Raw genomic sequence first — 20,643 nt, forward strand, 5'->3', positions numbered from 1 at the left:
TTACTCAGGAGCGTTCACCGTGAAACAACGACGTCGGCTGAATCCGTCTTCTGCCAGGAAGACCCCGGTCCTCGCGGCCGTCACCTCCGTCGCGCTTGTCGCCGCAGGCGCATTCGGCGGCAACGAGATCCTCAAGACCCAAGACGTGGGCGGCGGCGAGGTGAATGTCACCAGCTCGTCTGCGTCCTTCGGCGACGGCGAAAACGTCGTGGTGCAGGATGCAGCCATCGCGACACAGGGCGAGGGCGACGAGCCCCGCACGGTGAAGGAATTCACCCGCGACGAAGAATTCTCCATCTTCGGCCTCACGTGGAAAGGCGAGCACGACATCGCGGCGTACGTCCGCGCCGAGCGTGCCGACGGCACGTGGTCGGAGTGGTACCGCATGGACCCCGAGCCCGGCCCGGAAGGAACCGAGGTCCAGGGCACCGAGCCGATCTACGTCGAACCGACGAAGAAGATCCAGGTCTCGACCGCCAACGTCGACCTGGGCGAGACGAACCTCGACATGGCCGAGACCGTCACTGACCAGGACGAGATCCCGGACGTGCCGGAAGAGCCGGCGCTTAACGACGAAGCCCTGCCGAGCTCCGAGGTCGTCGACCTGCCGACCGTCCCGGATCCGGGCACCCCGGCAGCACTAGGCGATGTGCCTCGCGCGCTGCCGTCCAACCTCGGCGACATCGCACCTGTCGCAGATGTCGAGGAACTGCCGGAGGAAGTTCCGGCCGCACCGGCCGCACCGGCGGATGCGCAGCCAACCAGTGCTGATGACCTTGAAGCTGTGTTCATCAACGGCGGCGAGGGCACGGTCGACGGCGAGATCGCGCCGGCGCAGTCCAACGCCAATGGCATGCCGCGCGTTGTCTCCCGTTCTTCTTGGGGCGCTGGCCGCAGCAGCAACCCGACCTACACCGAGCCGGTCAAGGCCGCGACTGTGCACCACACCGCGGGCTCCAATAACTACTCGTCGGCACAGGCGCCGGGCGTCGTCCGCGGCATCTGGCAGTACCACGCCGTGACCCGCGGCTGGGGCGACATCGGCTACAACGCGCTGGTGGACAAGTACGGCAATATCTACGAAGGCCGCGCAGGCGGCCTGGACCGCGCCGTCGAAGGCGCACACGTCGGTGGCTTCAACCAGCACACCTTCGGCGTGTCCATGATGGGCGATTACAACTCGGCCACCCCGAGCCAGGAAGCGCTGCGCGCCATGGGCGAGATCATCGGCTGGAAGGCCGCAGTGGCCAAGTTCGACCCGACCGGCAACTCTTACCTGCAGGCTAACTTCAACTTCAGCGGCTCCAAGTACGGGGCTGGTCAGGGCAAGACGTTCCCGAATATCAACGCCCACCGCGACTTCCACTACAACGATTGCCCGGGCGACAACCTCTACGCGCAGATGGACACCATCCGCCGCTACGCCAAGGAAAAGTACGACAAGACCAACGGCGGCAGCACGTCGTCGTGGCAGCCGTCGCAGCCGAGCAGTGACTCGAATGACTCGAACACTTCTGATTCGAGCACCTCTGACTCGAACACTTCTGATTCGAACAACACTGGGACTGTCGCGAATGAGGACGGATCGACGACCACGATCAACAACCTGACTAAGACCTCGAGCGAGATCTCCTTCGAGAAGGTGCTCTCGGGTGACCCGGCAGCGATTGCCGCCGCTGTCGGCACCGTCGCCGGTGCGCTGCTGCTCGCAGCGGCCTCGAACGACATGCTGCCGAGTCAGGTGCAGCACATCGCGAACCTCGAGATCCTGCCCGGCATGACGCTGAGCAGCATGCGCCCCGTGGTGGGCCAGGTCATCAACCTGGTCGGCAGCGAGGAAGCCAAGGACACCTGGGGCAAGCTCGAGCCGACGCTGGGCAAGCTCGACGGAGTTATCCAGGGCATGGGCGGCGACCAGTACGGTTTCTTCGAGAAGGGCATCGCAATCCTGACCGGTGACGGTGAAGAGATCGTCATGCCGGAGAAGATCGCCAACGCATGGCTCAAGCAGGGCATGGATCTGGGCCCGTTGGGTCGCCCAGTCAAGAGCGACGGCGCGGCGAATAATGGTGACGCACGCATCGAATTCGAACGCGGCAACATCACCTACTCGGCGAACACCGGCAGCGTGGACGTGAACGTCGAGAAGTAATTAGGCGAGGTCGAGGGAGCGGGAGACCGCTTCTTCCCAATGCGCGATGAGCCGGTCCCGATCGGGGCCGGCCATTTTGCTTTCCCAGGTCGTTTCCCCGCCGAGGCTGAGAGGTTTGTCCGCGAAACCGGCACCAACGCATGCGGCGCTCGCGGCACCCATCACGGTGGTCTCCATATTGTCCGGGCGGACCACATTGGCACCGAGGGCATCAGCCTGCATCTGCATGAGCAGGTCGTTGCCGGTCATACCTCCGTCGACACGCAAACTGTCCACCGTTATCCCGGAATCGGCTTCCATGGCACGAACGACCTCGACTGTCTGGAGACAGGTCGCGTCGAGAGCCGCGCGGGCGATGTGGCGGCGATCGGTAAACCGGGTGATGCCGGTGATCACGCCGCGGGCATCGGGACGCCAGCGCGGGGCGAACAGACCGGAGAAAGCGGGAACGATGACGACCCCCGCTGAGTCGTCGACCTGCGAAGCGAGCGCTTCCGATTCAGCGGCGGATTTCAAGACCCCCAGCTGGTCACGCAGCCACTGAATGAGCGAACCGCCGACGGCGACGGAGCCTTCCAGGGCGTAGACCGGCGGCTTGCCCGCCTCCTGGTACGCGACGGTGGTGAGCAATCCGTGGTCGGAGAACTGCGCCTCGTCGCCGGTGTTGAGCAGCATGAACAGGCCGGTGCCGTACGTCATCTTCGCTTCACCTTCGCCCAGGCAGCCCTGGCCGAACAACGCGGCCTGCTGATCGCCGAGCACACCGGTGATCGGCACATCACGCGTGCCCTTCTTGCGGCGCATCGCACCGAAAGACCCGAAGCTGGGACGAATCTCCGGCAGGATCGCGCGGGGCACACCGATCTCTTTGCACAGTTTCTCGTCCCAGTCCAGAGTCTTTAGATCCATGAGCAGGGTGCGCGATGCATTCGTGACATCGGTGACGTGCTGCACACGGCTGCGGGAGGTAAATAGGTCGAACATGCCGCCCTTCTTCCCTCCGTGCGCGCCGCCGGTGAGATTCCAGATCAGCCACGTGTCCACGGTGCCGGCGAGCAGCTCACCCTTCTCCGCGCGCTCGCGGGCGCCCTCGACATTGTCGAGGATCCACGCCCACTTCGGCCCCGCCGGATACGAGTTGGCCAGCAGACCGGTTTTGCGCATGTAGCGGTCCTTCGGCGCATCCTCGGGACCGAATTCCTCGGTGCGGGTGTCCTGCCAGCAGATCGCGTTGTAGATCGGCCGGCCGGTCCGTTTGTCCCAGATCACGGCGGTTTCACGCTGGTTGGTCAGGCCGACGGCGTCGACGTCTTCGAGCTCCAAGTCGGCGTCGACAAGCGCCTCTGAAAGCGCGCGCCGCGTATTGCGCCAAATCTGCCGTGGGTCGTGCTCGACCCAACCTTCACGCGGCATGATCTGCTCGTGCTCGAATTGCGCGGTGCCCACCACGTCGCCTTCGGCGGTGGTGATGTAGCAGCGGGTCGACGTTGTGCCTTGGTCGATGGCGGCGATGAACGGCATGGGGCTATTTAACCGTACGGGCTAGAACCATTGCTCGATGACTCGGGCGAGACCGAAATCATCGTTCGACGCGGTGGTCGCATCGGCGGCATCGTGCACGATCGGCGCCGCGTTTCCCATCGCCACGCCCATTCCAGCCCACGCGAGCATTTCGATGTCGTTGGGCATGTCGCCGAACGCCACGACATCCGACGGGTCGATGCCCAGCTCAGTGGCCACGATCGACACACCAGCCGCTTTGTTGATGCCCGGCGCGCTGATCTCAATCAGCCCGTCATTCATCGAATAGGTCACGTGCGCACGCGCGGGGTCCACAGCCGGAGCGATGAGGTCGAACAGCTCGGCAGAGGTCATCGCTTTGTGGCGCACGAGAATTTTCGCGGCGGGCACGGACACGAGTTCGTCGACGCCGACGACGCCGTATCCGATATCCCACAAATCCGTGCTGTAACCAGGGGTGATCAAAAAGCACTGGTCTTCCGGGTCGAAAGCGGAATCGCCGACGCGCTCGACGCCGAAGCCGTAGTCGGTGTGGCCCGCAAGCACGTCTATCGCTGTGTTCGCGAGGTCCGCGAGAGTCTCGGGGTCCAGCTCGTGTCGGTGCAGCACGTCATCGCGCGACGGGTCGTAGACCACCGCGCCGTTCGCGCAGACGCACATCGGGGTGAACGGCAGCTGGTCGAGCACCGGTGCCAGCCACCGGTGCGGCCGGCCCGTGGCCAGCGCGACCTTCGTCCCAGCGCGCACGGCACGAGCCAGCGCGTCACGCAGACGGGGGCTCACGCGACCATTGCTGTCCAGTAACGTGCCGTCGATATCGCTCACGATCAGCTTCGGCGCCACCACGTTCTACCTCCCAGTTTCAAGCTCGGCGTACAGCTTCCGCGCTTCAATCAGCAGCTTATCGACGGCCCCTTTCAGCCGCTCCGTCGCCTCCTCCGCCGTGCCTGAGACATCCACCGGTTCACCGATGACCGTGACCACGGGCAGGTGCGCACGCCCCATTTCTTTGCGGCCACTTTTCACCCAGAATTTCTGCGTGCCCCAGGTGGCGATGGGAATCAGGGGTACGCCGGAGGCCTGCGCGATGCGGGCCGCACCGGTCTTGAAGCGGCCCAACTCCAGCGATTCGGACAGGGTTCCTTCGGGGTAGATGCCGATGAGCTCGCCCTCCCCCAACCGTCGGACGGCTTCATCGACGCTGGCGGCGCCCAGCGACCGGTCGACCTCCACGTGACCGACCGCGCGTGAGACGGGCCCCATGAACCAGTGGTCGAAAAGCTCCTTTTTGGCCATGTACCGCGTTGGACGACGTCCCCGCAGCAGGCCGGGCAGTGCCCCGGAGATGAAGTCGTAGTAGCCGATGTGGTTGCCCGCCACGATCGCGGGCCCTTCGGCAGGCACATGCTCCAGGCCGTGGACGTAGAACCGCGCGCCCTGCAAGCGCAGCACCGTCGCCACCGTGGTCTTGATCAGCCGGTACATGTGCTCGCGGCGCCACCCGGGCTGCACCGGTGTGACCGGGGCGTCTTCCGGGACTAAGAAAACGTGGCTGTCAGCGCGGTATCCCTGGAGCGCATTCATCAGGAACCGCCTTTTGCCTGCTTTTCCTGCTTAGCCTCTTTCCGCTTGCGCTTCTCTTCGCGCTCGCGGGCGAGAATCTCATTCGCCTCCTCGAGCGTGGGAGCAGAGCCACCGCGGGAAGCCGGCATCCAGGCCTGACCGTCCGGGAACGGGCCGAAACGGTCCTCGTACTCGTCCCGGTTGGCGTCGAGAAGCTCTTGCATGGCGTCCTTGACGCGCTGCGTATCGCGCTCGGGATCGCCGGTCGCGGTCACGGGCTCACCGTAGGAGACGATGATCGGGGTGTGCGAGCGGCCGAGGTTCTTCTTCAGGCCCTTGGTCAGCAGGCGTTGGGAGCCCCAGATCACCGTCGGGATCATCGGCACGCCGGCCTCGTGGGCGATGCGTGCCGCCCCTGTCTTGAACTCGGCGAGCTCGAAGGAGCGCGAGATCGTCGATTCGGGGAAAATGCCGACGAAACCGCCGCTGCGCAGCCACTTCGTGGCCTCGACGATGGATGCCGCGCCAGCCGCACGGTCGACCGGGACGTGCTTCATGCCGCGCATGAGCGCACCGACGATCTTCATATCGAAGACTTCTTTTTTCGCCATGAACCGCACGAGGCGGTTGCCACGCAGGTGCGGGCCGATACCGGCGATGATGAAGTCGTAGTAGCCGGTGTGGTTGATCACGAACAGCGCGCCGTCCTCAGTGGGGACATTCTCAGCGCCGTTGACGTAGAACTGCAAGCCCTGGGCCTGCATGATCTTCTTGAAGCCGCCGATGATTGCCTGGTAGAAGCGCTCTTTCGATTCCACCGGGTGCGGGGCGGGACGCTCGAAATCATCCGGGACATTAAACAAACGGTGGAACCTGCGCATGGTGTGTTTTACCCCTTCTTCGGCGTCAGAACGTCTTTGCCCACCCAGGGACGAAGTGCTTCGGGAACAGCCACGGAGCCGTCGGCACGCTGGTTGTTCTCCAGGATGGCCACGAGCCAGCGCGTCGTCGCGAGCGTGCCGTTGAGCGTCGCCGCAGTCTGCGTCTTGCCGTCCGCGTCGCGGTAGCGGGTGCCCAGGCGGCGGGCCTGGAATGTCGTGCAATTCGAGGTCGACGTCAGCTCGCGGTAGGTGCCCTGCGACGGCACCCACGCCTCAGTGTCGTATTTGCGGGCAGCGGAAGAGCCGAGGTCACCAGCGGCGACGTCGATAATGCGGTACGGCACCTCGACGGCGGCGAGCATCTCGCGCTCGAGGCCGAGGAGCTTCTGGTGCATCTCTTCTGCGTCTTCCGGCTTGCAATAGGCGAACATTTCGAGCTTGTCGAACTGGTGGACGCGCAAAATGCCCTTCGTGTCCTTGCCGTACGAGCCGGCCTCGCGGCGGAAGCAGGAGGACCAGCCGGCGTACAGCAGCGGGCCGTCGGACAGGTCAACGATCTCGTCGCGGTGGTAGCCCGCCAGCGCCACCTCGGAGGTGCCCACCAGGTACATGTCATCGCGCTCGAGGTAGTAGATCTCCTCGTCGTGCGCGTCGAGGAAGCCAGTGCCCGCCATGATCTCCGGGCGCACCAGCACCGGCGGAACCATGACCTTGAAACCTGCCTCGCGCGCCTTCTGCGCGGCCAGCATGAGCATGCCCAGCTGCATCCACGCGCCGTCGTCGACGAGGTAGTAGAAGCGCGCGCCACCGACCTTCGTGCCGCGCTTCATGTCGATGATCCCCAGCGCTTCGCCGAGATCCAGGTGGTCTTTCACCTCGAAATCGAATTCCGGCACCTCGCCGACATGCTCGAGCACGACGAAGTCTTCCTCGCCGCCAGCAGGGGCACCTTCCACAATGTTCGCAACGCGGTATTGGAGCTTTTCGACGTTCTCCTCTGCCGCCTTCTGCGCTTCTTCCGCCGCCTTGACCTTCTCCTTTAGTTCATTGGATCCCTCGAGGAGTGCGGGGCGGTCCTCAGGAGCTGCCTGGCCAATCTTCTTGCCGAATGCTTTCTGCTCGGAGCGCAGCTCATCAGCTTTCTGAATACTGGCGCGGCGCTCCTCATCGGCAGCCAGGAGCTGGTCCACCAGCGCCGGGTCTTCACCGCGGGCCTGCTGGGAGGCGCGGGCAACGTCAGGGTTTTCACGCAGAAACTTCAGATCGATCACGGGTATCAACCCTACCCCGTGGGATTAGGTCATGGCCCCAGATAAGGCATGATGGACACCATGGCTGCACGGAATTCCTCTCTGAGCACATCCGGCCTGCGCACCATTTTGGTGGCGACACTGGCCGGAGCTCTCGGCGTGGGCACCTACGCCGCCGCGGCAGGTTACGCTGTGAGCGACCAGGCGGGCGACGACCCCGCCGCGCCCGCACAGCAGACCTCCACGGTCGACGAAGAGCCCAAACCCACCTTCACCGCCGCCGACCGCGGCGCGTGCCTGACCTGGGATGTCGCCGAAGACGGTACCGTTTCTGGCTTCACGGAGACGGACTGCGAAAACGAGCACCGTTTCGAGGTCTCCTCCCGCGAAGACCTGAACACGTACCCGACGGCGGAATTCGGCCCGAATTCCGAGGCGCCGAATCCCACGCGCCAGGCGCAGCTGCGCGAGGAGCTGTGCCAGACGGCATCCGTCCGTTATCTGAACGGTCGCTACGATCCGACGGGCCGCTACTCCATCGCCCCGATCCTGCCCCCGGCTGAAGCCTGGGCGGAAGGCGACCGCACCATGCTGTGCGGGCTGCAGGAGACGGACACCGACGGCACCCCGATCCTCACCACGGGGCACGCCGCCGATCAGGACCAGGCCCGCGTGGCCGAGCCCGGCACCTGCGAAGTCACCGACGAGGCGAATAACCTGCGCGAGGTGGACTGCGCCGAGCCGCACCACATCGAGGTCACCGAGATCGTCGACCTCGCCCCCGTCTTCGCCGACCGCACCCCCTCACCGGAGGACCAGGACAAGCACCTCGGCGGGGTATGCGCCAAGGCTGCCGAGAATTACCTGGGCAACGAGGAGAACCTGTACCAGTCCACCCTGCAGGTGTACTGGGGCACCATCTCCACCCAGGCATGGGACGGTGGAAGCCGCTCCGTGAACTGCGGCCTCGTCGCGCCGAAGCACGATAAATTCGCCTCGATCACCGGATCGGCGAAGGACGGCCGCGAAGCGCTCAAGGTCGACGGCCAGACCCCGAAGGCCCCGCCGGCCCGCCGCCCGCTGCGCGAAGAGCAGAAGCGCCAGCAGGAGGCCGCGAAAAGCTCGACCTCGCCATCGCCTTCCGCATCGCCCGCACCTGCAGATCAGCCATGATGGATCCCGTCAGTGACGAAGTCTTCGAGGCAATGATCAACGATGCCCTCGATGAGATCCCCGAGGACTTCGCACGCCACATGACCAATATGGTCGTGCTGGCGCGGCCTTATAACGAGGACAACCCCGAGCTCCTCGGGCTCTTCGAAGGCGTCCCGCTGACCGAGCAGCACTCTAACCACACCGGGTTCCTCCCCGATGCGGTATTCATCTACAAAGATGCCCTCGAGGACCTCTGCGCTGACGAGGAGGAGCTACGCCACGAGGTGAAGGTCACCGTCTTCCACGAGGTCGGGCACTATTTCGGACTCGAGGAACACGAGCTGCACCACCTCGGCTGGGGCTAGTCGGGCAGCGGGTATTCCGCCCAGCGGACCACGCGCCACTGGCCGAAATCCTCCACCGCATCGCCGGTCGGACCCGCGGTCGGGTCCAGCACGACGTACTGGCAGTTGGGAAGGTAGCTCACCTCGGCGAATTCGGGGCTCACTTCGCAGGCATTGGCCGCGAATGCGCGGATCGCCCCGCCGTGGGACACAGCCACAGTCGTTCCCTCCTGCGAGGCAAGGGGGAGCAGACCGCCCTTGTAGCGGGAAAGGAAGATGTCGAGGGTATCGCCACCGTCGATAAGCGCCTCGAGCTGACGGCGGTAGAACCCGCGGAACGCGGTCAGGTACGCTTCGTGCGCCTCGCGCGAATTGTGCATCTCCCAGCGCCCGGCGTGAACCTCGTGAATGCCGTCGATCGCCGGGATGTCCGTGAAGCGCTCGCCGAAACCGATCTGCGCAGTCTGCTTCGCGCGGGTCGCCTGTGAGGAGACGACGCGGTCGACCTCGTAATTGGCCAAGATCTCTTCGCCCGCCGCCTTCGCCTGCTCGCGGCCGAGCTCGGTGAGCTCAGCGCCGGGAAGCACAGTGTCCAGCTTGTGGTCCACATTCGACGTGGTCTGGCCATGACGCAGCAAGATCAGCATGAGGTTCCTTCCCGGGCCGCGCGGACCCATTGTTCTGCCTGTTCCAGTCGTTGCGGGTCGACGATGCGCTCGTCCCCGCCGCCATCGAAGCGCGGCCACGAGCCCAAAAACGCGATGGTGGTGGCCCGCAACCACAGCGAGCGCAGCGCCTCCGCGACGGGGACATCGTCGATGTGGCCGACGAGGTCGACATAGAAGTTATAGGTATTCGCCGTCTCGCGCGTCGGCCGCGACTCGATGCGGGTGAGGTCCACGCCTCGGTACGCGAATTCCTGCAGCGCGCCGACCAACGTCCCCGGCTCATTCGGCAGCTGGAAGACCACCGAAGTGCGGTCGTTTCCCGTGCGCTTCGTGGGCACGCCCGTCGGCCCGGCCAGCACGAACCGGGTGCGCGCCCCGCTCATGTCCGCGATGCCCTCCGCGTGGACGTCCAGCCCGAACAGGTCCGCTGCCCGGCGCGGGGCGGCTGCCGCATCGGCCTCGCCCTCAGCCACAGCTTTCGCGGCGGCGGCATTCGACGACGCGGCAGTGAACTCAGCACCAGGCAGGTTGTCCTCCAACCAGCGACGGACTTGGCGGTGGGCCACCGGGTGCGTCGAAAAACGCGTTGCTTCACGCAACGGGAGACCAGGACGCGTCATGATGGCGAAGCTAATCGGCAGCTCCACCTCGCGGTAGATCATCACCCCGCCGCCTTCCACGAATGCGTCAGACGTGCTGGTCACTGCTCCATCGACGGAATTCTCAATCGCCACCACGGCATACTGCGCGCGGCCCTCACGCACCGCATTCAGCGCCTCCGACGGCGAATCGACAGGCAGCGGCGTGATCTCGCCTTCAATGTGGTCGCGGAACAGCCACAACGCTTCCTCAGTGAACGTCCCGGCAGGCCCCAGGTACGCAACGGTCGTCGTGCTCATGCTTCCACAGCCTACAGTTGACCCATGACCACCGACCGGCGCCGCCTCTCACTCGAGGTGCTCCTCGTCCTCACCGTCACCTTCGGCATGTCCGGCGTGCGCGCGGGACTCAAGCTTATCGACGCCGCCCTCTCCCCCACCCCTCTCAACCACCAGCGCACGGTGCTCAACGACGCCGCGTCGTCCCTTTCCTGGCTCGACATCGCTTTGCAGCTCGCCTCGGCCGCGACTCTCATGGCCTGGGGCGGTTTAGCGTTATATCTGCTCGGGACCCAATTGCAGCGGCCGCGCTGGCGTGACTGGGCCTGGGGCGCCGGACTAGCCGCGCTCATCGGCATCCCCGGACTCGCCCTCTACGTGGTGTCGCTGCAGATGGGGTGGACCAAAGAGATCGTTCCCGCCACCGACGCCGCCAAAGTCCCGCTCCTGCTTCTCTGGTCCGCCGCCAACGCTTTCGCCGAAGAGACCGTCGTGGTGATGTGGCTGCTCACCCGGTTAAAGCAGCTCCGCGTCCCAGTCTGGGCAGCCATCGCCGCGTCCGCCGTCCTACGCGGCACATACCACCTCTACCAGGGCTTTTCCGCCGGTGTGGGCAATCTCGTCATGGGCGTCATCTTCGCCTTCTTCTACCACCGCACCGGCGGCAAGGTCTGGCCACTCATCCTCGCCCACTTCCTCATCGACGCCGTCGCCTACCTCGGCTATCTCTTCCTCGACCTCGGTTGGTTGGGGTTGTGAAAGATCCATTTCTAGATGTGAACCCTAGATGTGAACCCCAAAACTTAGTTTCCCCAGGTCACGATTTTCGGCCGATTTTTCCGACCTGGGGTAACTCACATTTGGGGTTAACATCTTCGACTCGGGTCAGCGCGACGAAACCGCACCAACTACGCAGTGCATAGCGCCGTAAAGTTCCCTGCTGTTACAACCGTTAAATACTGTGACTAATGGGGGCGGGGTTTAAGATATATCCCATGTCGACGACCCCGCACTCCAACGACCCCCGGGACAACCCGGGGGATTTCCTCGTGGGCAAAGACGGGAAGCCGCTGATCGACAGGTACGGTCGCCCGATCCGGAAGCGGTCCGCGAGCCGGCCGCCACACGAGTCGCCGGAGCGAACGGTGCGGCCGGAGAGAAGCGAGCGCCCGGTGCGGGAAACTCTGCAGCCGAGACAGGCAGGAGAGCCAAGAGAGCAACGGCAGTCGCGACCCCGCCAGTACATGCCACAGGACACGGCGTACGAGCCGAGGCGAACACCGCTGGCCAATGAGCAGCGACGCAGGGACATCCGCTCGCCCAGGCGCGAGGAGCGCTGGGAGCCGGAGTTGGAGCTGTCACCGGAACGGCGTATTCGGGCGGAGCGTCCGGCCCCCAAGCAACAGAACCGTCCGAAATTTCGGGTGCCGCGACCGCGCATGGGCTGCGTGGGGTGCATCCCGACGCTTCTGTCCCTACTGATCGTTCTGGTCGTGGCTGGCGGACTGTTCGTGGACGCGCGACTGACCCGCGTGGACGCATTCCCGGATAATCCGGTGGCGAATACGGCGGGCACGAACTGGCTGATCGTCGGTTCAGACTCACGCGAGGGGCTGACTGAGAAGGACGTGGAACGCCTGGGCACCGGCGGCGATATCGGCACCGGACGCACAGACACGATCATGATCATGCACATCCCCAACGGCGGGAAAGCGACGCTGGTATCGATTCCGCGTGATTCGTATGTGGATATCCCGGGCTACGGCATGGACAAGATCAACGCGGCATTCGCATTCGGCGGGCCGAAACTCCTTGCCGAGACCGTGGAGAACGCGACGAATCTGCGGATTGACCATTACGCGGAGATCGGAATGGGCGGTCTCGCCGGCATCACTGACGCGGTCGGCGGCGTGGAGCTCTGCCCGAAAGAGCCGATCGACGACCCGTTGGCCAAGATCAATATCCAGGCCGGATGCCAGAAGATGGATGGCCCGACGGCACTGGGGTACGTGCGCACCCGCGCGACCGCGATGGGCGATCTCGACCGGGTGGAACGGCAGCGCGAATTCGTCAGCGTTCTCATGAAGAAAGCACTGTCACCGGCTGTGCTGCTCAACCCGTTCCGGCTTGTGCCACTGGTGCTGCGCGGAAGCAGCATGTTCATCGTGGGCGACGGCGACCACGTGTGGCACCTTGCGCGCATGGCATTCGCACTGCGCGGCGGGGTGAACACGGAGACAGTGCCGATCGGCGACTTCGTCGACACCGAAGTGGGCAGCGTGCTCGTCTGGGACGACGTCGCCGCAGAGCAGCTCTTCGCCGGCTTGCGCTAAGAGCTTTCGCTCACTGGCGTCGGCTGCTCCGGCAGCTTGTGGCGGCCGGTGATGTAGTACATCGCCACGCACACCACGCTGAACGCGAGGCCGACAAAGAATGCGCCACGGAACTCGGGCAACCAGACCATGATCCCGAAGGTGAACAGGATGAAGAAGATGGCGAAGTACTGGCCGTACGGGAACAGCGGAGTCTTGTAGTCCAGGTCGGCGACGTCCTCCGCGGTCATCGACCGGCGCGAAGCGAGGTGCGCGAGCAAGATCATCAGCCACACGAAGATCGTCGCGAACGTGGCCAGAGAGGCGACGATCTCGAAGATGCGATCCGGAATCAGCGTATTCGCGATGACACCGATGACCATGACGAACAGCAAAATCACCGTGGTCATGACTGGCACGTCACGGACGGTCCGGGCCATGATGCGCGGGGCATAGTGCTGCTTGGCTAGGCCGGTGAGCACGCGGCCGGCGCCGAAGAGGTCCGCATTGATGGCGGACAGAGCGGCGGTGATAACCACGAAGTTCAGCAGGCCAGCAGCCCAATTGACGCCGAGGGTGGAGAAGATCTGCACGAAGGGGGACTCGTCGCCGGTGATCGTGCGCCACGGGTTGATCATGAGGATGACCAGGATGGACAGCACGTAGAAGAGCAGGATGCGCACTGGGACAGTGTTGACCGCTTTCGGCACAGCCGTCTTCGGATCGGTGGCCTCGCTACCGGCAACGCCGATGATCTCCGTGCCGCCGAATGCGAAGAGCACGAGGATGAACGATGCGACCATGCCGGTGAAACCGTTGGGGAAGAATCCGCCGTCGTTGACCAAGTTCACCGGGCCGGTGGTCTCCGCGGTGGACAGACCGAAGATGAGCACAGCGGCACCGGCGAGAATCATGGCGACAACTGCGCCGACCTTGACCACGGTGAACCAGAATTCCAGCTCACCGAAAGCCTTAGCACTGGCCACATTGGCGGCGCCGACGATGAGCAGGGCTGCGACAATCCACACCCATCGTGAGACGTCGGGGAACCAGAAGCCCATGTAGATGCCGATGGCGGTGAGATCCGCCAAAGCCACGATGACCATCTCGAAGGCGAACATCCAACCGGTCAGGTATCCGGCGGCGCCGCCCAAGTAGGCGCGGGTGTACTCCGCAAAGGACCCGCTGACGGGATGCCGGACAGACATCTCGCCGAGCGCGCGAAGTAGGAAGTACACCACGGCGCCACCGAGCAGGTAGACCAGAAGTACAGACGGACCTGCTGCCTTGATCGCATCGGCAGAACCGTAGAACAAGCCGGTGCCGATAGCGGATCCGAGCGCAATGAAATTGAGGTGGCGCGTGCTCAGACCAGCGCGCCCTGACTGAGAAGCCAATGCTGACCTCGAAGCGTTAAATGGTGACCTGGCGCGACTTGATGTTCTCCAGCTGCTTGCGTTCATCTGCGGTGAGCTGGGCATCATTGTCGTATTCGGCTCCGATCGCCTCGTCGACCTTCTTCAGCGCGTCGCCGTAGGAATCGGCGGCGATGGACGGGTCGAGGTCGAAGACCGGCACGAGCAGGCCGTGGGTGCGGAAGGCACCGGCGAATTTGGTGCCCTCACCGAGGTTGAGCTCGCCGCGGGCGGCGATGCGTGCCAGGGCGTCGAGCATCTTGCGCTCATCTTCCTCCGGGCGGACCCAGCGGATGTGGGCCTTGCCGCCGCCCGGGTTTACCCACCAGATGGAGCCCGGCAAATCAGCGTCGATCTCTTCAGACGGCAGCACAGCGTCATTGGCGCGTGCCAGCGCCTGAGCGACCTGCGGGTTGCCGGCGGCGGACTCGGTGAACCACCAGTTGAAGTCGTCGTGGGCGGTGATGTCCAGCTCAGTGGACTCGTCCAGCAGGGTGTTCAGCTCCGGCTGGTTACCGTCGGCGGCAGTGGAACCCAGGGTGGCGCCCGGTTCAGCCTCGAGCACCCAGTTCAGGGCGTAGGCGAGGTCGCGGTTCGGGTTCTGGGAGTGGGACTGCACCTGGAGCGCGACGAAACGCTCGCCGCCGTCCTCCTCCGTGCGGCGCAGGGCTGCACCGGCACCGGGCAGGACGGTGACAATGTTGACTTCAGTGCCCTTGACATCCACCTTCGCCACTGCGGACGGAACGAATTCCTGCAGGGCGACAAGGTCAGTCTCGGCTTTGAACCCCTTGTACGGGCGGGGGTCTTTCTGGAGTGCTTCGCGTTCTGCGGCGCGGGCAGCGAGCTTCGCCTGGCGGCGGCTCATGCCCTCGGGCAGTTCTTCCTTCTTCTTGCGGTTCTTCTTGGCCATATCGACCAATCTACCGTGGTCAGGTCACATGGCCGTGTCTGGGGTGCGGAAAGTCTCCACTGCGATGTGCGGGTGGTCGGTGGCAAAGACGTTGACGCCGTTGTCCCTGCACCAGCGCATGTGCTCGGGCTCGTTGACGGTCCAGGTGTACGTCTTCAGACCGCGGTAGCCGAGCAGCTTCGGCTTGCCGCGCAGGTGAGCCAGGGCTGGGCCGACTCCGTAGGGGCGCGAGAGCATCGTGTTGGTGGGGTTCCACTTCTTCTCGCGGAGGCGGAACAGGTAGAACGTCTCCAGCTCCGGGACGACGTGGGTGAAATAGCGCATCGCGGAGTGGGAGAAGGAAATGAGGTGGACGCGCGGGTCTTCTTTCATTCCGCGGTACCAAAGGGTGCGCACGGTCTGCTCGTCTACTTCAGGCCCGAAGCGGGTGGGGTGCTTCGTCTCGATGTAGATGTGCTTGTCGGGATAATCCTGAAGGAGGTCCAACAGATCGTCGAGAAGCAAAAGCTCCTGCGGGTCGTCCTCGGTGCCGTAATTGAATTGGCGCAGCTCGGCGAGATCCATCTTGGCGATGCGCCCGGCGCCGTTCGAGGTGCGGTTGATCAGCGCATCATGGTGGACGACGAGACGGCCGTCGCGCGTGAGCCGGACATCGCATTCAATGCCGTGGACGCCGTCCATCTTCAACGCCTCGTCGAACGCACGGAGCGTGGATTCCGGGTGAAGGCCCGACGCGCCGCGATGAGCGACGATGAACGGGGTGGTGCTGGGTGCCGAAACCTGGGCGGAGGTGGCGATGGTCATGCCTGCGGAGTCTCCCCAAAAAACGCGTGCAAACTTGCTTTCCGACATTAGGCGCGGTTTCGCGCCCCTCAAAGCGCTAACCGCGGTAGACACTGAAGTATCACGCGAAGATAACGCGCCGTTCACCTCTCGTTGGTTTAAACGATTCCCGGCAGCGCACGGTTGCGATCTTTGCCACAATAGGGCGCATGCTGACCACTCCGCTCGAGTCTTCCTTCCGCACGCTACGCACTCGCGCCGGAGACTGGGCGGAAAGCGCGAAGGGCACCGTGAAGCAGTTGTGGCCGCGACGCACACACGCGGTCCGCGCGCCGCTGTATGCGGTGGAATTGTTGGCGGATCTCACGCCCGTGGTGCGCATGTCAGGGTTGCGTCGCCTGCCGGATGATTTCGCGGCGGGAATTCTGGGTGCGGAGGTCGCGGCGTGGAGCGCAATCTCACCATCGCTGCTCCCGCACCCGTGGTGGGTGACCACGGCGAATGTCGCGATCAGCCAGGCAGCTGGGCACACGGTGGGTGTCGGTGTGTCGAATCTGATTGCCGCGATCGCGTCCGCGCGCAACTGGACGTATCCGCGCGCACTGCGCCGCAAGACAGCAGTTCCCGTGCAGATCGCCATGGGCACAATGACGGTCGCCTCGTATCTTTCAGCAGCTTTACGACGATCCGAGCACGAGCGCCTCGTCGAAGACCCCACCCGCCTGGGGCCACTGCAGACACTGGCCGGAATCGGGCTGGGTTCCATCGGCTACGGCGCACTCCTGCTGGCAGGTGAGGGAATCCAAGTCACGGCCGACCGTTTCAACAATGAGCTGCGCCGCTGGATGCCGCCGGCAGTGTCGTGGCCGGTCGCGATTCTGGGGCTCAGCGCCCTCGGTGCAGTGCTGACCGACAAGGTGGTCATCCGCCAAACCCTGAACACCGCTTACCGCAATGCAGATGAATTGAACCGCGAATTCCTGCCCGGCGCGACGAAGCCGCACGAACCAGAACGCTCCGGTTCGCCGGACTCGCTGGAGCGCTGGAAGTACCTGGGCCGGCAGGGCCGCGCCGTTGTCGCAGGCGGGCCGCGCAAGGCTGACCTTGAAGAGGTGCTCGGAGTTGAGGCGAAGGAACCAATCCGCGTCTTCATCGGGTTGAAGGACCGCAGCCCAGAGGAGCAGGCAAAGATGGCGCTGCAGGAGATGGACCGCACGGACGCGTGGTCGCGCAAAGCCATCGCGGTGCTGTCCTCGGCGGGAACGGGGTGGATCAACGACTTCCACACCTCCGGCTTCGAATTCCTGAATCGCGGCGACTGCGCGATCGTGGCGCAGCAGTACTCGTTCATGCCTTCGGCCTACTCGTACGCCTCGGACCGCAGCGTGCCGGTGCGCAGCTCGCGCGTGCTCATCAATGCGATCAGGGAACGCCTCGCCGAACTGCCCGAAGACAAGCGCCCACGCCTCTATGTCGGCGGCGAATCCCTTGGCGCGTACGGTGTCGCCGATTCCTTCGACAGCGTCGATTCCCTGCTGGACAGCATCGACGGCGGTGTCTTCACCGGAACGCCGGGCTTTACCGCGCGGCACATCCAGCTGACCAAGAACCGCGACCACGGCAGCCCGGAGCACCTCCCCGTCGTCGACGGCGGCCGGCACGTGCGCTTCACCGCGCACCCGGACCACTTAGAGCACACCTTCGACGGCAGCGAGTACGAGCAGGAATGGCAATTCCCCCGCGCCGTGTTTGCGCAGCATGCCTCCGACCCGGTGGTGTGGTGGGACTGGTGGCTGTTCATCCGCAAGCCGGACTGGCTGCGTGAGCCAGGCTCACGTGGCGTGAAAGCGCCGGAAGCGCAGCACGTCGACGTTCTGCAAAATATGCGTTGGGTGCCGTTCATCACCGGCTGGCAGGTCGGTGTGGACCAGTTGACTTCGCAACAGCAGCCGGGCGGGCACGGCCACCAGTACCACAATGAAACGGTCGCCTATTGGAATGCGGTCCTAGATGCCGGCGCGGATAAAGACGAGATAGAGAAGATCTCCGAATGGATCCATGCGGACTCCACACGCATTCGCGCCAACGCCGCATCAGCGGCGAAGGAATCGGCGCAGAACACGTTTAGCCGGTCGGCGACCTCTTAGCCCCACCTTTAAATTCCGCAGGCCACCCCAGTGGAGTGATGGGGGCAATAGCCCTGCGGCACCTTGTGCAAGTACTGCTGATGCTCGTCCTCAGCCAAGAAATAGTCCACACCTGATTGCACTTCGGTGGTGATGGGGCCGTACCCGGCGTCGATAAGCGATTGCCCGTATTCTGCGACCCACCCGCGGATGAGCTCGGCCTCGTCTTCTGTGTCGGTGTAGAACGCAGAGCGGTACTGGGTGCCCACGTCGTTGCCCTGGCGGAAACCCTGCGTCGGGTCGTGCGCCTCGAGCGCGGCGCGGACGATCTCTTTGAGGCTGATTTCATTCGGGTCGTAGACGACCTCGACGAGCTCGACGTGGTTCGTCTGTCCGGAGCACACCTCGCGGTAGGTCGGGTTCGGCGTGACGCCGCCGCCGTAGCCCACCGATGTGGACTCGACTCCGTTCATATTCCAGTACATTTTCTCCGCACCCCAAAAGCAGCCAATGCCCACGAGCAGGCGTTTTTGGCCTTCGCGCCACGGCCCCGTAATCGGGGTGCCCAGCACCGCATGCGGCTGCGGGTTAGGCAGGACCGGTTCGGTGCGGCCGGGCAGCGCGCGGTCCGGGTCGACGAGTTGCGGTGTGCGTCCGAAGAAGAATGCCATGCCCTCATTAACGGCCGGCGCGGCTGAATGATTCCCTTCATCACCTTCGCGCATGTCGGGCAACCCGTGCCCGATTTCCACAAGTATTGCTACACCACTGTTGTCCGTCCCTCAGCTGGGTGTAATAAAGCACGCAATGGGGACCGTCACATTTTCGCAAACGCGAAAGATTGGGTGGCGTGATCGTGTCGGCAGTCGAAAACAAAAGTTCGGCGAGAAAGTCGTCTACGGCCGAATCCCCTGCAGAGAAGTGAACGTCTACACCTGCCCCAGTGGAAGCGAACGACGGCTCAACAGTGACCAATCTACCTAGCCGCGTGAGCCCATCCGCTGCACTTTGAAAGTCACCAGACACGGCGGCTTCGTAAACAGTGGAAACCAGATCCCGAGCTGAGCGAAGGTCAGCTAGTTGGGCGTCGGTAACCGTGCCCACGTTGACAACGTCTATTTCCCGAGCCATGACCCCGAACCACAACTGAGCGGATTCCGTCGATTCCAATAAGTCGACAATTTTTCGCCCGTCATAGAAACGAGAACTCAGAAAACGGGTGGCTGCCTGCTCAAAAGGGCGAACAAGAACCCCATCGGTGACGTACTGAGTCTTCATCCCACCCTCCGCTAAATCTTCCTAATTTCGCTGTACCAAGATTAACGTGAATCTAACTAATGGTATTCCCATTAGTGCTGCAGAAGCTTTGTTAAGCTAAGCGGGCAACTAACGCCATGCCCATTAGTAAGGAGTCTCCATGCTGTTCGCCACCCAAGCCCCACCGCGCCCGCCTTTACGCGCCATCACTGTTGCAACGATTTCAAGCTGCATAGCCCTAGCCGTTCTCACCTTTCTCACCGTCACCACCGGCCACCAATGGCTGATTCCCCCAATGGCTGCCTCGATGGCGCTAGTGATGGGAGTACCCAACCTGCCCCTAGCGCAACCTCGAAACGTTGTCGGCGGACAGACCCTTAGCGCAGCTGTCGGCGTCATCGTGGGTCTAGCCGGCGACTCTTTGTGGCTGGGTGCGCTAGCCGGTGGACTAGCGCTAGGAGCAATGATGTTCGCTCGCATGCCCCACTCCCCTGCCGCGGCGACAGCAATTCTCGGAGTCACAGTCGATAACGGCACATGCTTCGTACTTCTCGCTTTTCTATCGGCCGCCGTGCTTGTCTTAGTCGGCCTGCTCGGAAACCGGACTAACGGAGTCGACTACCCCACCTACATCTGGTGACGTGAAACCCCAGGAACTATGCAGCGCATAGCTGACACCGGATGACGCATCAGATTGCACCTCAGATTGCGCCGCAAAAACGAGACCTGGCGAATTTCCCTATCATGGGCGACGTACGGCGCTCAAAGGGGGCGCGAACAAATGAGAAAGGACACAGAACATGGCTGTTTACGAGCTTCCCGACCTGCCTTACGCATACGACGCGCTCGAGCCCCACATCTCCGCCGAGATTATGGAGCTGCACCACGACAAGCACCACGCGACCTACGTCAAGGGCGCGAACGCCGCTCTGGAGGCACTCGAGGCTGAGCGCAACGGCGAGGCTAACCCGGACAAGCTGCGTGCACTGTCCAAGAACCTGGCCTTCAACCTGGGTGGCCACACCAACCACTCCATCTTCTGGAAGAACATGAGCCCGAACGGCGGCAGCGAGCCGGCTGGCGAGCTGGCTGAGGCTATTAACCGCGACTTCGGCTCCTTCGAAGGCTTCCAGAAGCAGTTCGAGGGTGTCGCCACCTCCCTGCAGGGCTCCGGCTGGGCTGTCCTGGGCTACGACCACATTGCTGGTCGCCTGATCATCCAGCAGCTGACCGACCAGCAGGGCAACATCTCCGTGGACTTCACCCCGGTCCTCATGCTGGACATGTGGGAGCACGCTTACTACCTGCAGTACAAGAACGTGAAGGCTGACTACGCCAAGGCGTTCTGGAACGTTGTCAACTGGGACGACGTCGCTGAGCGCTTCGCTAAGGCTGCCGCCTAAGCGTTTCGCTTCACCGAAATCA

The 20,643-nt window shown here is 63.7% G+C and carries 20 protein-coding genes; 8 read left to right on the forward strand and 12 right to left on the reverse strand.

Annotated features, from left to right (window positions below):
* Positions 1-19 precede the first annotated feature (19 nt).
* Entirely contained in the window at positions 20-2,152 is a 2,133-nt protein-coding gene (locus M3G19_RS07480) for an N-acetylmuramoyl-L-alanine amidase (RefSeq protein WP_259901987.1), read from the forward strand.
* Here M3G19_RS07480 and glpK read toward each other — a convergent pair whose 3' ends face one another.
* From glpK to serS, 5 genes are read right to left on the reverse strand one after another with little or no spacing between them, the layout of a single operon-like run.
* Positions 2,153-3,673, reverse strand: a complete 1,521-nt coding sequence (gene glpK / locus M3G19_RS07485; RefSeq protein WP_259901988.1) for a glycerol kinase GlpK — start codon at positions 3,671-3,673, stop codon at positions 2,153-2,155.
* Positions 3,674-3,694: 21 nt separating this feature from the next.
* On the reverse strand, positions 3,695-4,516 hold the full coding sequence (locus tag M3G19_RS07490) for an HAD family hydrolase (RefSeq protein ID WP_210574576.1): 822 nt from the start codon (positions 4,514-4,516) through the stop codon (positions 3,695-3,697).
* 6 nt (positions 4,517-4,522) lie between these two features.
* Positions 4,523-5,257, reverse strand: coding sequence for a 1-acyl-sn-glycerol-3-phosphate acyltransferase (locus tag M3G19_RS07495; RefSeq protein ID WP_259901989.1), 735 nt, complete (start codon positions 5,255-5,257; stop codon positions 4,523-4,525).
* On the reverse strand, positions 5,257-6,117 hold the full coding sequence (locus M3G19_RS07500; protein WP_259901990.1) for a 1-acyl-sn-glycerol-3-phosphate acyltransferase: 861 nt from the start codon (positions 6,115-6,117) through the stop codon (positions 5,257-5,259). The genes M3G19_RS07495 and M3G19_RS07500 overlap by 1 nt, the downstream gene beginning before the upstream one ends.
* Positions 6,118-6,125: 8 nt before the next feature.
* Positions 6,126-7,388 carry a serine--tRNA ligase gene (gene serS / locus M3G19_RS07505; protein ID WP_259901991.1) on the reverse strand — a complete coding sequence of 421 codons (1,263 nt, stop codon included), beginning with the start codon at positions 7,386-7,388 and terminating at the stop codon, positions 6,126-6,128.
* A 60-nt stretch (positions 7,389-7,448) separates the two neighbouring features.
* Here serS and M3G19_RS07510 point away from each other — a divergent pair, with 60 nt between their 5' ends.
* Both M3G19_RS07510 and M3G19_RS07515 read left to right on the forward strand, forming a co-directional pair.
* The gene (locus M3G19_RS07510) at positions 7,449-8,540 is read left to right on the forward strand and encodes a septum formation family protein (protein ID WP_259901992.1); all 1,092 of its coding nucleotides are present in this window, start codon (positions 7,449-7,451) and stop codon (positions 8,538-8,540) included.
* Entirely contained in the window at positions 8,540-8,887 is a 348-nt protein-coding gene (locus M3G19_RS07515) for a metallopeptidase family protein (protein WP_210574574.1), read from the forward strand. Before M3G19_RS07510 ends, M3G19_RS07515 begins: the two co-directional genes overlap by 1 nt.
* Here M3G19_RS07515 and M3G19_RS07520 read toward each other — a convergent pair.
* Both M3G19_RS07520 and pheA read right to left on the reverse strand, forming a co-directional pair.
* Positions 8,884-9,513 carry a histidine phosphatase family protein gene (locus M3G19_RS07520; protein WP_259901993.1) on the reverse strand — a complete coding sequence of 210 codons (630 nt, stop codon included), beginning with the start codon at positions 9,511-9,513 and terminating at the stop codon, positions 8,884-8,886. The two genes, M3G19_RS07515 and M3G19_RS07520, sit on opposite strands and share 4 nt — an antisense overlap.
* Positions 9,507-10,433 (reverse strand): prephenate dehydratase, encoded by a 927-nt coding sequence (gene pheA / locus M3G19_RS07525; protein WP_259901994.1) that lies wholly within the window; start codon positions 10,431-10,433, stop codon positions 9,507-9,509. Before pheA ends, M3G19_RS07520 begins: the two co-directional genes overlap by 7 nt.
* 24 nt (positions 10,434-10,457) lie before the next feature.
* Here pheA and M3G19_RS07530 point away from each other — a divergent pair, with 24 nt between their 5' ends.
* Positions 10,458-11,171 (forward strand): CPBP family intramembrane glutamic endopeptidase, encoded by a 714-nt coding sequence (locus M3G19_RS07530; RefSeq protein WP_259901995.1) that lies wholly within the window; start codon positions 10,458-10,460, stop codon positions 11,169-11,171.
* A gap of 236 nt (positions 11,172-11,407) precedes the next feature.
* Entirely contained in the window at positions 11,408-12,745 is a 1,338-nt protein-coding gene (locus tag M3G19_RS07535) for an LCP family protein (protein WP_259901996.1), read from the forward strand.
* Here M3G19_RS07535 and M3G19_RS07540 read toward each other — a convergent pair.
* From M3G19_RS07540 to M3G19_RS07550, 3 genes are read right to left on the reverse strand one after another with little or no spacing between them, the layout of a single operon-like run.
* Positions 12,742-14,121, reverse strand: a complete 1,380-nt coding sequence (locus M3G19_RS07540) for an amino acid permease (RefSeq protein WP_396121763.1) — start codon at positions 14,119-14,121, stop codon at positions 12,742-12,744. The genes M3G19_RS07535 and M3G19_RS07540 overlap by 4 nt on opposite strands.
* A 16-nt stretch (positions 14,122-14,137) precedes the next feature.
* Positions 14,138-15,052 (reverse strand): DUF5926 family protein, encoded by a 915-nt coding sequence (locus M3G19_RS07545; protein ID WP_259901998.1) that lies wholly within the window; start codon positions 15,050-15,052, stop codon positions 14,138-14,140.
* Between the two features lie 24 nt (positions 15,053-15,076).
* Positions 15,077-15,856: a glycerophosphodiester phosphodiesterase family protein gene (locus tag M3G19_RS07550; protein WP_259901999.1), complete on the reverse strand. Its 780-nt coding sequence runs from the start codon at positions 15,854-15,856 to the stop codon at positions 15,077-15,079.
* A 188-nt stretch (positions 15,857-16,044) separates the two neighbouring features.
* Between M3G19_RS07550 and M3G19_RS07555 the strand changes: the two genes are divergently transcribed.
* A complete protein-coding gene (locus M3G19_RS07555) occupies positions 16,045-17,982 on the forward strand; it encodes an alpha/beta-hydrolase family protein (RefSeq protein ID WP_259902000.1) in 1,938 nt (645 codons plus the stop codon).
* An 8-nt stretch (positions 17,983-17,990) separates the two neighbouring features.
* Here M3G19_RS07555 and msrA read toward each other — a convergent pair whose 3' ends face one another.
* Together msrA and M3G19_RS11945 are read right to left on the reverse strand one after the other, a co-directional pair.
* Positions 17,991-18,632 (reverse strand): peptide-methionine (S)-S-oxide reductase MsrA, encoded by a 642-nt coding sequence (msrA, locus tag M3G19_RS07560; protein WP_259902001.1) that lies wholly within the window; start codon positions 18,630-18,632, stop codon positions 17,991-17,993.
* Positions 18,633-18,672: 40 nt separating this feature from the next.
* A complete protein-coding gene (locus M3G19_RS11945) occupies positions 18,673-19,239 on the reverse strand; it encodes a CGNR zinc finger domain-containing protein (RefSeq protein ID WP_396121764.1) in 567 nt (188 codons plus the stop codon).
* A gap of 274 nt (positions 19,240-19,513) precedes the next feature.
* Here M3G19_RS11945 and M3G19_RS07565 point away from each other — a divergent pair, with 274 nt between their 5' ends.
* Positions 19,514-19,858 carry an HPP family protein gene (locus M3G19_RS07565; RefSeq protein WP_259902023.1) on the forward strand — a complete coding sequence of 115 codons (345 nt, stop codon included), beginning with the start codon at positions 19,514-19,516 and terminating at the stop codon, positions 19,856-19,858.
* A 160-nt stretch (positions 19,859-20,018) separates the two neighbouring features.
* Positions 20,019-20,621: a superoxide dismutase gene (locus M3G19_RS07570; RefSeq protein ID WP_259902002.1), complete on the forward strand. Its 603-nt coding sequence runs from the start codon at positions 20,019-20,021 to the stop codon at positions 20,619-20,621.
* Positions 20,622-20,643 lie beyond the last annotated feature (22 nt).

It is taken from the genome of Corynebacterium sp. p3-SID1194, assembly GCF_025144155.1.
In the GTDB taxonomy this organism is placed as follows: domain Bacteria; phylum Actinomycetota; class Actinomycetes; order Mycobacteriales; family Mycobacteriaceae; genus Corynebacterium.